Source organism: Candidatus Foliamicus sp., assembly GCF_965221325.1.
In the GTDB taxonomy this organism is placed as follows: Bacteria; Pseudomonadota; Gammaproteobacteria; order Steroidobacterales; family Foliamicaceae; genus Foliamicus.
Genome location: NZ_OZ244880.1, coordinates 397,386 through 410,713 on the forward strand (window position 1 = coordinate 397,386; position 13,328 = coordinate 410,713).

Below are 13,328 nucleotides of genomic sequence, written 5' to 3' on the forward strand. Positions count from 1 at the left end.
ACACGCATCATACGCCCCCTTGCGGGACGAGAGCTTTCGGGCATCAAGGAGCGCAGGAGGCGCTCGCTCCTTTTCGTTATGATGTGCCGGCTTGTGCAAGTCAGGAGGGGGCCATGAATCGACGTGATCTGCTGCATGCTGGTGCGCTGCTGGGCGCGGGGCTGGGCGCGCCGCGGCTGCTTTCGGCGCAGGACGCCGCGCGCCGGACGGACGCCTTGCCCAAGGATCCCGAGTCTCAGAGCCGCGCCATGGTTCGCGCTTATGGCAATGACGGGTCGAAGCCCTGCGTGTGGAAGAGCCGCGGCAAGGTGTTCGCGGTCCGCGAGGACGGCGTGTATCCGCTCTACGGTTTTACCGGCAGCGAAACCGGCTGGTGGAAGCAGGTGGACGAATATGCCTGGATTCGCTACCCGTCAACGCTTTCCTTGTTTACGGATCTTGAGACCGGCGCATTCATCGAGGAATTCACCAGCCCGTTCAACGGCGCCAAAGTCACCCTGCCGCCGAGCCAGATCCGTCACAAGGAGGGCCAGTACTACACGCCCATGGGCCAGTGGTTCGGCAGCATGAAGCGCGTATTTCCGGACCATTACGCCGAGCGGCCCCTGCACCTGGACTGGGCGGACGACAACGGTGTGCTGCGGATTCAGGAAGGCTCGCGTTTTCCGCCCATCCTGCCGCAGCCGTCTCTGGAATACGCCTCACTGTTCGCAGCGACCCACGAGATTCTGGCTGATGAGCCGGCCCAGCCGACAGCCGCGGCGGCCGGTTGGAACATCTTCTCCGCCACCCGCAGGCCCTGGAACGAAATGGGCATCCTGCCGGGCCATGTGATCTGGCATTTCGACGCGGTGAAAGTACCGTCTTTCGAAGACCTCGACCCCGGCTACCTGGAACGCGCCCGTGCAATCTCCCCGGTGTTCGAGCAGTCTCCCGAGCACGACGAGGGTCCGTCGTTCTTCGAGCGCATGATCGAGATGCGCGGTTTCGGCTGAGGATCGAGCGATGAGCGATGTCCTGGGATGGCGGAAGAAGTTCGGGGTGGTGGGCCCGTCCACCAACACGGTAGTGCAGCCGGACTTCGACGACCTGCGCCCGCCGGGCGTCACCAACCATTACTCGCGCATCGTGATACAGGACGCCAACGCGATTTCCGATGAAACCTTCATGGCAGGCACCATCGAGATTTCCGAAAATACAGCAGCCGCGGTGCGCGGTGTATTGACGGCGAAGCCCGACTACCTGGTGATGGGCATGTCGGCCGTAACCTTCTACGGCGGCGTAAAGGGCGGCGCCGAATGGAAGAGCAGGATAGAGGACATCGCTCAACTCAAGCTTTCGGTAGGCTCCGAAGCGGTAGCCGACGCGCTCGATGCCTACGGTGCACGCAACGTGGCGTTTCTCTCGCCCTACTATCCCGTGGCCAACCGCGAAGTGCGGCACTACCTCTCCGATCGCGGCTTCCACGTGGTGCGCGATTCCTGTCTGCGCTGCCCTTCGTGGACGGCGATCGCCATGGTGGACGAAAAGCGGATCGTGCAGGAATTTCAGAACCTCGACGGCGATGATGTCGATGCGCTGGTGCAAGTCGGCACCAACCTGTCGGCCATTCGCCTGGCTGCGGCCGGCGAACGCTGGCTCGGCAAACCGGTGGTGGCCATCAACACAGCCACCTACTGGCACGCACTGCGAACCAACGGCATCAAAGACAAAGTGTTCGGCTTCGGCCGCCTGCTGGAGGAGTTCTAGGGCGCAGCGCGGCGCTGCGGCGGTCAGGTGGCGTCGAGGGCGGCGAGTTGCTCGGCTTCCATGTGCTGGCGCAGGGGTTCGATGATCGGGTCGAGGTCGCCTTCCATGATTTGCGGCAGCTTGTAGAGGCTTAGTCCAATGCGGTGGTCGGTCACGCGGCCCTGGGGATAGTTGTAGGTGCGGATGCGCTCGGAGCGGTCGCCGCTGCCGACCTGCGAACGCCGCTCTTCGGCGCGCTCCCGCTCGCGGCGCTGTTCCTCGGCGTCGAGCAGGCGCGCCCGCAGCAGGGACAGGGCGCGGGCGCGGTTCTTGTGCTGCGAGCGTTCGTCCTGGCATTCCACCACGATGCCGCTGGGCAGATGCGTCAGCCGCACCGCCGAATCGGTCTTGTTGACATGCTGGCCGCCGGCGCCCGAGGCGCGGTAGGTATCGACGCGCAAATCGCTGGGATCGATCTCGATTTCGCCGGTCTCCTCGGCTTCCGGCAACACCGCCACGGTGCAGGCCGAGGTGTGGATGCGGCCCTGGGACTCCGTTTCCGGCACGCGCTGCACACGGTGCGCGCCGGACTCGAAGCGCAGGTACGAAAATACCCGCTTACCGGACAGCCGGCAGATTATTTCCTTATAGCCGCCGCGCTCGCCTTCGCTGATCTGAATGATGTCCTGCGACCAGCGGCGCGCCTCGGCGAAGCGCGCATACATGCGAAACAGGTCGCCGGCGAAAAGCGCGGCCTCGTCGCCGCCGGTACCGGCGCGTATTTCGAGGTAAACGTCTCTCGCGTCGCGCGGGTCCGGTTGCAACAGGAACCGGCGCAGGCTCGCTTCCAGCATCTGCTGCTCGCTCTGCGCTTGGGCGATTTCCTCTCGCGCCAGTTGCCGCAGTTCCTCGTCTTCGCCGTCGAGCATTTCGGCGGCGCCCGCTTCTGCCGCCGCTGCCTGTTCGTACTGCTCCAGAAGGCTGGCCAGTGGTTGCAGGCGGGCGTGTTCGCGCCCGACATCGCGTCGGCGCTGCGCGTCGGAAAGTACGCGCGAATCGGCCAAAGAGGCTTCCAGGAGCGTAAAGCGCTCCTTGAGGCCGCGAAGTTTATCCAGCAGGGCGGAGTTCATGGCAAGAGCGGGCGACAAAGGTCGCGCGGGGCACGGAGTTCAATAGCGGCTATTATCGCAGCGTGAACTCGCTCCCCATCGTCAGCACCCTCCAGACAGCCTGCAGCAGAAGCCCCACTCGATCCGACGGGTATCGGCGCCGCGCGCGGTTCCGCCATGGACTACTGGCTGCTCTGGCCGGCCTTTGGCTGGCGGGTTGCGCCGGCGGTCGGATGTGGCTGGAGGATACCGCGTGGCCGGCGCACCCCGGGCCGGAAGCGCAGGCTTTGCTGGAGTCGGCTGCGGGCCTTTCCGGCGCAGCCGCCGCCACGGCCGCCAAATCTGCCGCCGAGTTTGCATACCAGCGCGATCTGTATTTCATTGCTCTTGAGGCGGCCGAACTTTGGCTGGAGCATGAGCCGGACGACTTGGAGGCCCTGGCGCTGGCCTCCGCATTGAGCGTGGCGGCCAACCAGGCGGACCGCGCGATCGCCACCGCCCGCAGCGGGCTACTCCCAGACGCCGAAGCCGAGCGCGTCGAGCGCTTCATGCAGCATTTCGTCGAGAAGCTTTCCGGCATCAACGCGGAACTGCTCATTGCGGCGCCGTTGGGCCCGGTTACCGCGGCGCTCGCACGCGAGTTTCCGGACTCGACCAGTGTGCTCGCGCTGGCCGCAAGCGTGGCGCTGGAGGAGGGTCGCTACGAGCAGGTCCTGCTCTACGCCGATACGCTATTGAAGCGCGATCCGGCCAACGATGCCGTGCATGGCATCGCGGCCACCGCAATGCTGCGCGCCGGCGATCCCGATTCCGCCCTGGCGCGGTTGACCGAACAAATGGCGATGCGCGACAGCGTGTTTCTGGCGCGCACTTACGCCATGCTGCTGCTGGAGAACCGCCAACCGCGTGAGGCCATCAGTTGGATGCGCAATTTGCGCGAGCAGCATCGCGAACTCCCGCAACTGGCGCTTGCCGAGGCGCGAATGCTGCGCCAGTTGGGAGCCGGCAGTTTGGCGGAGCCGATTTTGCTCGAGGTGTTTGCGCGCAACCAGGCGGCCGATCAGGCGCGCCGGGAACTCGGGCGCAACGCTGCCGACCGCGGGGATTGGTTGGAGGCCGCGGAATGGTATTCCGGCATCCGGTCGGAGGCTCTGGCGTTGACGGCTGCGCAGGGCCTGGTTCAAGCCCTCGTGGCCCTGGATAACCATGAAGAAGCACTCGCTGCGCTGCTGGAGTTGGTGCGCCTGTATCCGCGACATACCTACGAGAGCTTGCCACTGGCGGCTGATGTGATGCGCTCGGCCGGGCGCCTAGCGGATGCCATGGCGGCCTACGACGAGGGTTTGCGCTACGTGCCGGAGAGCCGGCGCTTGCGCATGGCGCGCGCCAACTTGTTGGTGGAGCTGAAACAGCATCGGCGCGCCATCCGGGCCATGGAAGATTTGCTTGCGGATCATCCACGCGATTCGCAAGTTTTGAATGCCCTCGGCTATACGCTGGCCGACCGGGGAATCCGTTTGCAGGAAGCGCGCGAGCACTTAAGCCTGGCGCTGGAACTGGCGCCTGACTCGCCGGCGATCATCGATAGCATGGGGTGGGTGCTTTACCGCCTGGGCAGGCCGGAACAGGCGGTGCCGCTCCTGGAGCAAGCACTGGCGGCCCTGCCGCACCCCGAAGTTGCCGCGCATCTGGCCGAAGTTCTGTTCGAGCTCGGAGAAACCCGGCGCGCCACCGAATTACTGCGCGAGTCACTGCAGAGGTTCGAGGACACGGCGCTGCTTGAGATCGTGCGGGACAAGTATTCGCGATGAATGCATTCGGCGGCGCTTTCCGCCTGCTCGCGATGGTGTGCATCGTTATTCTGGTCGGCTGCACAGTCGGACAGGAAGTCAGTCGCGGCACACTCGATCGGGCAGCGCTCGGGGCGCTGGATGCCTGGGAGTCGCGCGGGCGGGTGGCGCTGAACTCCGGCGGCCGCGGCGTACAGGCCAACTTCACGTGGCGCCAGGACGGACCAGCGACGCGACTGGAATTGAGCGGGCCGTGGGGCATGGGCACCGAGCGCTTGCTGATCGACCGCGACGATGTTCTGTTGTGGAGCGACGGCGACTGGATACCCATGTGCGGTTCGAGCACGGTGGCGGCCGAGCTTGAACTGCTGTGCGGCAGCGCGCCCTTGAACAGCCTGCCATTCTGGCTGCGCGGCCTTCCGGACCCCGTGCATCCCCACGAGGAAATGGGGTCGCGCTCAAACGGTGGTTCGGGGTTTTTGCAGCAAGGCTGGCGCATCGAGGTCGATGCGCTTACCCAGGCGCGCGATCTCATGGTGCCGCGACGAGTGTTCATAAGCGGCGCCGATGCCTCGCTCAAGGTCGCCATTACCGGTTGGGATCTGCCACCGACTCCCTGACACACCGGCGCAGCCAAGCAATTGGGCGGAAACACTTCGAACATCGAAATCACCGGCGAATTCGCCCGTGCTCTCGCGTCCATGGAGCACGGCCGCCGTCACCTGTTGATCACCGGCAGCGCGGGCACCGGCAAATCCACCCTGCTGACCTATTTTTGCGGCAGGGTCGATTGGGACCCGGTGATCCTGGCGCCGACCGGAGTTGCGGCCCTGAATGTGGGCGGGCAAACAGTGCATCGCTTTTTCGGCTTCGGCATCGACGTGACGCCCGATTTGGTGGCCCGCAGGCGCACTGCGCCGCGCGATGCCGCTCTCTACAGAAACCTGCGCACCCTGATCATCGACGAAGCCTCAATGCTGCGCGCCGATTTGCTCGACTGCGTGGACCTCTTTCTCAGGCGCTACGGGCCGCGGCCGGGAGAGCGGTTCGGCGGCGTACGGCTGATCTTCATCGGCGATCTATATCAGCTTCCCCCGGTGGTGACCGGCCTGGAGCGCGAGGCGCTGGCGCAGCGCTACCCATCGCCGCACTTCTTCAGCGCCCTGGCGCTTGACGGCGTGGAGCTGGAAACGCTGGAGTTGACCCGGATCTTCCGGCAGCGCGACCGGGCATTCGCCGAACTGTTGAACCGCATTCGCAAGAACGTCGCCGACAGCGCAGATATCGAGCGCATCAACCGCCGCGTGGCCCCGGACTTCCAGCCGCCCGCGGGAGAGGGCTGGATCACGCTCACAGGCACTAACCGCGCGGCGGACGCGATCAATCTGGCGCGCCTTGAGGCTCTGCCTTCAAGAGAATTTCAATCCAGCGCAATCATTCAGGGCGATTTCGGCCGGGAGCACTACCCCACGCAGCAGGACCTCCGGTTCAAGCAGGACGCGCAGATAATGCTGCTCAACAACGACGCCGCGCAACGCTGGGTGAACGGCAGCATAGGCGTGATTGAGGACATCCGGATTGGCGGCGGCGAGGAATACGTGATTGCGCGCTTGGCCGATTCCGGGCGGCGGGCTCGGGTAGAGCCGTATGAGTGGGAACTGCTGCGTTTCGAATCCCGCGAGGGAAGCATCGTCGCCAGTCCCGCGGGCATCTTTAAGCAGTTTCCTTTTCGGCTCGCCTGGGCGGTGACCGTGCACAAGAGCCAGGGCAAAACGTTCGACCGCATGGTGGTTGACCTTGATCGCGTTTTCGCTTCCGGGCAAGCCTATGTCGCGCTGAGCCGCTGCACTTCCTTGCAGGGTCTGACGCTCACCCGCCCACTCGGCGCCAAGTCCATCCGTTGCGACTGGCGGGTGCAGCGATTTCTTGCCGGCGAACAGTACAAGCGCGCTGAACGCAGGCTCTCCACCGAGGACAAGCTAAAGGTCATTGAGCAAGCCATTGATTCCGGCGCGGCGCTGGAAATGGAGTATCTGAAGCCCAACGACGTGAGCTCCCGGCGCCGCGTGCGCCCCCTGGAAGTTGGCGCGCGCGCATACTCGGGCAAGGAGTTTCTGGGGCTGCGCGCCTGGTGCCTGCTGCGTGAGGACGAACGCACCTTCCGCGTGGACCGCATCCTGTCGCTGAATGTCGCGGACGATTGATCGGGCTCGGCATCAAGCCGGTTGATGGAGCTTGGCCGGCCCGCCGGCCGCTCCCGTCCTGTGGCTATAATCGAAGGAGCGATTGGGGGGATTTGCGATGACTGACAATCCCGGCTATACAGCCGATTTCATCAAGTCCGACACGGATCAGGCTACTTACATGGCCGATCCGGCGCTGGACCACCTGATGACGGCGCTGGTTTCTTTTCCGAGCGACGAGCGTCCGCCAACCGGCTATCGCCGTTTTCGCCGCTGGTGGGACTATCGGTGGAACCAGGAAGTGTGGCGCAACGAGTATGCGAGCATTCATTTCCCCACCGAGATCGGCAAGCTGGGATTCCACGTGCGCGAGGCCAAACAGGGCGTGCTGTTTTTTGGGCGCGTTCACGCTACACGCAAGGCCTAGTCCAGCAGCCCGGATCCGATGTTCTTCTCCCTAAAGGGGGCGGCGCTCCTTACGCGAACGGCTGCCTCCGGTTCTCGCTGGTGGAGGCATTTCGCATTTCTTGGCGCGCTGCTTGCTGCCGGATTGCTCTTGGCCGGGCTTGATGGTCTGGCGCAGGAGCCGGCGGACGAAGGCAGCAGTGTTGTCGGCGATTGGCCGAACTTTGGCCGCGATCCCGGCGGCAGCCAGCACTCGCCGCTGGCGGAAATAAACCGGAGTAACGTAGGCGAGCTTGAACGGGCCTGGGTCCACCACAGCGGAGATTACGCCGAGGGCGAGTTCGGGGTCGGTTCGACGCAGCAGGCGGTGCCGCTTATGGCCAACGGCCTGGTTTATTTCTGTACTCCCTTCAATCGGGTGTTTGCCGTGAATGCCGAAAGCGGCGAGGACGTCTGGGTTTACGACGCGCACGCCGCGCTGACCGGCGGTGAGGCCGAACGCGCGGGCGAACGCCGGCCGACCACCTGCCGTGGCGTTGCCTACTGGGAGCAGTCGCAAGCCTCGTCCGAGCCTTGTACGAAGCGCATCTTCAAGGGCGATTTCACCGGCGCCGTGCATGCCATGGATGCGCTCACCGGACAGGCCTGCAAGGATTTCGGAGCAGCCAAGGGTCATCCCGGATACGTGTCGCACTGGGATTACGAGGGTTATGGCGAGGGTGAGGTGCGCGGCATGTCCTCGCCGCCGGTAGTGCTCGGCGATTTGGTGATTGCAGGCAGCGGCTCGAACGATGGCGTGGCGGATGCGATAGATGGCGTGGTGCGCGCCTTCGACGTGCGCAGTGGTGAGATGGTTTGGGAGTTCAACCCCATTCCGCCGCAGTACAGCGCTGTTACCGGAGCCGCCAACGTCTGGACCACCATGAGCGCCGATCCGGCGCGCAACCTGGTGTTTCTGCCCACCACCAGTCCTTCCGTCGATTACTACGGCGGAGGTCGCCGCGTGGACCTGCCGCTGGCCAACGCAGTAGTGGCCGTGGACGGCGCAACCGGCAAGCCGGCTTGGTCGTTTCAGACTATTTACCACGATCTGTACGACTACGACCTGCCCGGCCACGCACTGCTGGTAACGATACGCAAGGACGGCAAGCCGCGCGATGTGGCCATCCAGCAGACCAAGACCGGCCATCTGTTCGTGTTCGACAGGGACACGGGCGAGCCGGTTTTTCCCATTGAACAGCTAGCCATTCCGGGTTCGGACCTGGCCGACGAAACCGCCTTTCCGACCCAGCCCGTTCCTACCGGTATAGCTTCATTTGCGCGCCAGGAACTCGATCGCGAAAGTCTGTTCGGAGTTACCGTATTCGACCGCAACTGGTGCCGCAAACGCTTCGATGAGTCCCGCTACGAGGGCCTGTTCACGCCCCCAAGCCGGGACGGGAGCATACTGTTTCCGTCAGCGCTGGGTGGCGGCAACTGGGGCGGCGCAGCCTACGACCCCTCCACCAACCTGTTGATCATCAAGGCGGAAAACTTGGCCACCTGGTTGCGCTTGGCGCCGATAGACGACGGCAAAGAAGGAACTGCGCGCGATTATCTGAACCGGCCTCTGCTCGGAACCCCCTACCGGGTGGAGGGCGAAGTGTGGATATCGCCCTCCGGGTTTCCATGCACACCGCCCCCGTGGGGAACGCTTAGCGCCATCGACATGGACAGCGGCGAGTTGCGCTGGCAGATGCCTCTGGGACGCCTGCGCGCCATGGGCATTACCTTGCCGGCGGCCTTCGGCTGGGGCTCGCCCAGCGTGGGCGGGCCGATCGTGACCTCCGGCGGCCTCGTGTTCGTGGCCTCCACGCTCGATCACAACCTGCGCGCGCTGGACGTGGAAACCGGCGAAGAACTCTGGTCCGGCTCTCTGCCGGCTCCCGGCATGACCGTGCCGATCACCTACCGCGCCGGCGGGCGCCAATTCGTGGTCATCGCCGCCGGCGGCAATGCCCGCGCCGGCACGGCGCAATCCGACGCGCTGGTAGCCTTCGCCCTGCCCGACTGACCGGCCTCGCAGCGGAATTCGCTGCCGGCGCCTGCGAGTTATTCGCCGAGCAGCTTGCGGGCCACGCTGCGGGCCGCAGCAAGATCGGCCACCACGCGATCCTTTGGAACCGTGCGAAGCACGCCCAGGTTTTCGATCATTTCTTCCACCGCGCCGGACAAGCCGACCATTATTGCCTTGGTGTTGGAGTCGCGCGCCACTCCCAGGATCTGCTCGATAACCATGGCGGCGCTGTCGTCGAGGTACTTCGCATCGGAAAAGTCGAAGACCACGATTTTGTGTTCCCTGATGTCGGCTCCGATCACGCTGGCCAGGTTGCGGGATGAAGCCACTGTAAGAGTGCCCCGCAGCGCCACCATGCCGACCCGCGCCTGCAGCGGGTCGCTGATGGTCATGCCGTCTTCGCCTGCGAAGAAAGTCCGGTCGAGAATGGGTATCGAGACGACGCTGTCGAGTTCCGGTCCCTTGAGCTGGCGCGCCTGGGTCATCCCTGCCACGATCAGCCCGATAGCCACCGCGGTCACCAGGTCCACCACTACCGTGAGAAACAGGGTCAGCAGCATCGCCACCAGCAGATCGCGGCGCAGGCGGTGGATTCGAAGCAGCAGCCGCCAGTCAATGATGTCCCAGCCGATCTTCATGAGAATGCCCGCCAGCACGGCGTGCGGAATCGGCTCCACGTAGTGGCCCAGTCCGAGCAGCAGCGCCAACAGAAACAGCGCCCGAACGACCCCCGACACGGGAGTGCTGCCGCCTGCCCGGATATTGGTCACGGTTCCGATCGTGGCGCCGGCGCCCGGCATGCCGCCGAACAGTCCCGACACGATGTTGCCCAAGCCCTGTCCCACCAATTCCTTGTCGGGCTTGTGCCGCGTTCCCGTCATCGAATCCGCGATCAGCGAAGTAAGCAGGCTGTCAACGGCACCGAGCAGCGCGAGAAGAATTGCCGGCGGTAGCGAATCCAGCAGAAAACTCGCGGACGGCAGAGCCAGCATGGGAGCAGGCAATCCCTCGGGAATATCGCCGATCACCGGCGCGTCGGTGAGCCATAGCATTCCCAACGCCGAACCGGCTACCAGAGCCACCAGAGGGCCCGGCGCAAACCGCTCGGCCCGCTTGGGCCAGAACACCATAATGCCCAGTGCCAGGAACGCGATGACCAGCGCGCTGGAATTGATGTTGGCGATGGCCGCCGGAAGGGCGCGCAAGGCTCCCATGGGGCCCTCCGGGGAGGTGGGCGCGCCGACGAACGGCAACAACTGGATCAGCATGATGATGAGGCCGATGCCGGACATGAACCCGGACACCACGATGTGCGGGGTGTACATCACGAAGCGCCCGATGCGCAGTATTCCGAGCAGCGCCTGAATCAGGCCGGCCAGCACCACCACCGTCAGCGCTTCGGCGAGCGTGCTGGCGTGGGTGGACAGAATCACGGCCATGGCTATGGTCATGGACGGGGTGGGGCCCGATATCTGCGAGCGCGTTCCGCCGAACACGGAAGCAAAGAAGCCCACGGCGATCGCGCCGTACATGCCCGCTGCCGCTCCCAGACCGGACGCGATGCCGAAGGCCAGTGCTACGGGAAGCGCCACCACGGCGGAAATGACGCCGCCCAGCACATCGCCGCGAAACGTTTGCGCGTCGTAGTTCACGCGTGTGCGCCCTGCGCCCCGCAGGTTTTTCGCCAGAGCGTCAGGCTAAGACGCGCTCTCCGATCATCCGGCCGAACACCAGAGCGGGAGTGAGCAGCATGCCGTTCACGATGCCGAAGCCGGTGGTTGCGCCGGCGCCGAGTACCTCACCGGCGGCATAGAGGTTGGGAATCGCCTCGCCGCTGGCCTTCAGCACTTGCAGTTGCGGGTTGACCGTGAGGCCGGCAAACGACAGCAACTGCGTGCCCTGCATGCGGATCGCGTAGAAGGGCGGTTGGGACAGCGGCATGGGCATGTGCTCGCGGCCGAAATCGGCATCGCTGCCGCCTGCCACGGCCGCGTTGTAGCGCTCCACGGACGCCGTCAGTCCGTCGGCGTTCAGGCCGGCCCAGTAGGCCAACTCTGCGAGCGAGTTTCCGCGCGAGAAGAAATGGTACTTGTCGAAGGCGAAATCCATTCGCGCCCGATCCCATCCCCGCACCACGGAAGGCGCCGCGTTCAGGATTGCCTCATCGAAGACGATCCAGTAACGCTTCTCGTCCTGCGCGAGCAGCGCATGCTCGCGCGCATCCACGCTCGGATGATCCTCGCGCACGAAGCGCCGGCCGCCGGAGTTCACATAGACCTCCCACGGCAGGCGCGACTGCGGCACTGTATTCACAGGCACCCCGGCTGGCGTGCTGGGCACGCTGAAGTCGCTGAGCACCATGCCGAAAAACGTTTGGAAATACTCCGCGCCGCGCAGCACCCCGCCGGCGGCCATGCCCATCTCAAGTCCGCCGCCGAGATTGAAGGGATAGGCCAGTTGGCCATACAGGGGTACGCCATGCAGTTGCTCGTACATCTTCGGATCGGCACAGCCCCCGGTGGTCAGCGCCACCTTGCGGCCGCGCAGGTCCAGCTTGCTTCCGCTAGCGTCGCGAACCATCACGCCCTGCACGGCGCCCTCGCGATCCTGAATGAGTTCAACTGCGTCGGTGCGGATCAGAAACTCGATCGAGCCCTTGCGCGCATGCTCGAAGAAGGGCGGTAACAGCGCCTTCAGTATGGCCACGCCATTTTGTTCGGCCCAGAGGTAGCGGCGCGTGCGATAGGGTTCGTGTCCGCCGGAAACGACAGGGTGGCCGTCCATGGGAACCATTCCGAGGTCGCTCAGCCAGTTCACGGTTTGTGCTGCCTCGTTCACGAAAACCCGCACGAGTTCGGTGTCCACCGTGCCCTTGCTGATGCGCATGATGTCGTCGAAGTGAGCCTCCGGCGAATCTTCGATGCCCAGCTCGGCCTGCAGGCGCGTCCCGGCCGCCGCAATCTGCCCGGACGAGCGGTCCAGAGTGCCACCCAGGCGATGCGCCCGATCCACGACCAGAACCCGGGCGCCCTGTTGCGCGGCAAAAATCGCGCAGGGCAGGCCGGCCGACCCGCCGCCCACAACGATCAGGTCCCAGGTTTCGCTGGCCGCTCGACTGATCTGCGGCAGCATCGTCAGCGCGGCCGCCGCGCCCATCCCGCCCAGAAACTCCCTCTTGTTGAGCCGCAATTGCCCTGCGTCCACCGCAGGATTCAAAGTCTCGTTCAGCATTTCGACGCCCTCCCGACTGTCGCACCCATTCTACGCATGAAATGCTCGCGTCGGCGCAGTTGTGGAACGCGCTTCCTGCGCGTCCTACAATGCTGCCGCGGCGGAGGTGAAGTATGAAGATCAAGGCGATTAGTTTTGATTGCTATGGAACGCTGATCGACTGGGAGAGCGGAATCGTGGGCGCGCTCGCGGCATGGATGCGCCGCCACGGCGCGGCGCTGGACCGCAGCGAGTTGCTCGCCGCATTCGGCGAAGCCGAGCCTCAAGTGCAGAGCGCGCACCCGAAAATGGCCTATCCCGAAGTGCTGGCGCAGGTCGCGCGCAAGATCGGACAGCACTTCGAGTTGCCGCTAACGGATGGCGAGGCTGCATCATTTGGAGCATCCATAGCCCGCTGGCCGCCGTTTCCCGACACGGCGGACGCGCTGAAGCGGTTGCAGCGGCGATTTCGTCTGGCGGTGCTGTCGAACGTGGACCGCGGGTCCTTCGCCGCCACTCAGGAGGCCTTGGGAATCGAGTTCGACCTGGTCTGCACCGCCGAGGAGATAGGTTCCTACAAGCCTGATCCGCGCAATTTCCGCTTCCTGCTCAAGCGGTTGGCGGAAATGGGGATTAAGCCCAGCGAGCTTCTGCATGCCGCGCAGAGCCTTTACCACGACATCCGTCCGGCCCAAGCGCTCGGCCTTCGCACCGCATGGGTGGACCGCTACGCAGGCGCCGCGGGTGGAGCCGCGCGTGAACCCGAAGCAGCGGTGCTGCCCGATATGCGTGCGCCCAGCCTGGAGGCGCTGGTCGAGGCTCTGTAACGCCGTGTCCCGTATCATGC

11 protein-coding genes are annotated in these 13,328 nt (G+C 64.8%); 8 read left to right on the plus strand and 3 right to left on the minus strand.

The features are described from left to right. Positions 1-113: 113 nt before the first annotated feature. Together ACWCOO_RS01840 and ACWCOO_RS01845 are read left to right on the plus strand one after the other, a co-directional pair. Positions 114-995, plus strand: coding sequence for a DUF1838 family protein (locus ACWCOO_RS01840; RefSeq protein ID WP_446831273.1), 882 nt, complete (start codon positions 114-116; stop codon positions 993-995). A 10-nt stretch (positions 996-1,005) separates the two neighbouring features. After that, on the plus strand, positions 1,006-1,749 hold the full coding sequence (locus ACWCOO_RS01845) for a maleate cis-trans isomerase family protein (protein WP_446831274.1): 744 nt from the start codon (positions 1,006-1,008) through the stop codon (positions 1,747-1,749). Positions 1,750-1,772: 23 nt separating this feature from the next. Here ACWCOO_RS01845 and prfA read toward each other — a convergent pair whose 3' ends face one another. After that, on the minus strand, positions 1,773-2,858 hold the full coding sequence (prfA, locus tag ACWCOO_RS01850) for a peptide chain release factor 1 (protein ID WP_446831275.1): 1,086 nt from the start codon (positions 2,856-2,858) through the stop codon (positions 1,773-1,775). A gap of 62 nt (positions 2,859-2,920) precedes the next feature. Here prfA and ACWCOO_RS01855 point away from each other — a divergent pair, with 62 nt between their 5' ends. The 5 genes from ACWCOO_RS01855 to ACWCOO_RS01875 all read left to right on the plus strand — a co-directional run bounded on the left by ACWCOO_RS01855 (position 2,921) and on the right by ACWCOO_RS01875 (position 9,268). Then, complete coding sequence (locus tag ACWCOO_RS01855) at positions 2,921-4,648, plus strand: tetratricopeptide repeat protein (protein WP_446831276.1); 1,728 nt, start codon at positions 2,921-2,923, stop codon at positions 4,646-4,648. Next, complete coding sequence (locus ACWCOO_RS01860; RefSeq protein WP_446831277.1) at positions 4,645-5,247, plus strand: lipoprotein insertase outer membrane protein LolB; 603 nt, start codon at positions 4,645-4,647, stop codon at positions 5,245-5,247. The genes ACWCOO_RS01855 and ACWCOO_RS01860 overlap by 4 nt, the downstream gene beginning before the upstream one ends. 21 nt (positions 5,248-5,268) lie before the next feature. After that, positions 5,269-6,831, plus strand: coding sequence for an AAA family ATPase (locus tag ACWCOO_RS01865; RefSeq protein WP_446831278.1), 1,563 nt, complete (start codon positions 5,269-5,271; stop codon positions 6,829-6,831). Between the two features lie 97 nt (positions 6,832-6,928). Next, complete coding sequence (locus tag ACWCOO_RS01870; RefSeq protein ID WP_446831279.1) at positions 6,929-7,237, plus strand: hypothetical protein; 309 nt, start codon at positions 6,929-6,931, stop codon at positions 7,235-7,237. Between the two features lie 129 nt (positions 7,238-7,366). After that, complete coding sequence (locus ACWCOO_RS01875; protein ID WP_446831280.1) at positions 7,367-9,268, plus strand: pyrroloquinoline quinone-dependent dehydrogenase; 1,902 nt, start codon at positions 7,367-7,369, stop codon at positions 9,266-9,268. A 38-nt stretch (positions 9,269-9,306) separates the two neighbouring features. Here ACWCOO_RS01875 and ACWCOO_RS01880 read toward each other — a convergent pair whose 3' ends face one another. Both ACWCOO_RS01880 and ACWCOO_RS01885 read right to left on the minus strand, forming a co-directional pair. Continuing rightward, positions 9,307-10,923, minus strand: coding sequence for a SulP family inorganic anion transporter (locus ACWCOO_RS01880; RefSeq protein ID WP_446831281.1), 1,617 nt, complete (start codon positions 10,921-10,923; stop codon positions 9,307-9,309). 40 nt (positions 10,924-10,963) lie between these two features. Further along, on the minus strand, positions 10,964-12,502 hold the full coding sequence (locus tag ACWCOO_RS01885) for an FAD-dependent oxidoreductase (RefSeq protein ID WP_446831282.1): 1,539 nt from the start codon (positions 12,500-12,502) through the stop codon (positions 10,964-10,966). Positions 12,503-12,615: 113 nt separating this feature from the next. Between ACWCOO_RS01885 and ACWCOO_RS01890 the strand changes: the two genes are divergently transcribed. After that, the gene (locus tag ACWCOO_RS01890) at positions 12,616-13,308 is read left to right on the plus strand and encodes a haloacid dehalogenase type II (protein ID WP_446831283.1); all 693 of its coding nucleotides are present in this window, start codon (positions 12,616-12,618) and stop codon (positions 13,306-13,308) included. The last annotated feature ends 20 nt before the right edge of the window (positions 13,309-13,328 follow it).

Coding starts and splice junctions, on each gene's coding strand:
- ACWCOO_RS01845 (WP_446831274.1), top strand. CDS start 1,006: ATGAGCGATGTCCTGGGATGGCGGAAGAAGTTCGGGGTGGTGGGCCCG.
- ACWCOO_RS01885 (WP_446831282.1), bottom strand. CDS start 12,502: ATGCTGAACGAGACTTTGAATCCTGCGGTGGACGCAGGGCAATTGCGG.
- ACWCOO_RS01870 (WP_446831279.1), top strand. CDS start 6,929: ATGACTGACAATCCCGGCTATACAGCCGATTTCATCAAGTCCGACACG.
- ACWCOO_RS01890 (WP_446831283.1), top strand. CDS start 12,616: ATGAAGATCAAGGCGATTAGTTTTGATTGCTATGGAACGCTGATCGAC.
- prfA (WP_446831275.1), bottom strand. CDS start 2,858: ATGAACTCCGCCCTGCTGGATAAACTTCGCGGCCTCAAGGAGCGCTTT.
- ACWCOO_RS01840 (WP_446831273.1), top strand. CDS start 114: ATGAATCGACGTGATCTGCTGCATGCTGGTGCGCTGCTGGGCGCGGGG.
- ACWCOO_RS01860 (WP_446831277.1), top strand. CDS start 4,645: ATGAATGCATTCGGCGGCGCTTTCCGCCTGCTCGCGATGGTGTGCATC.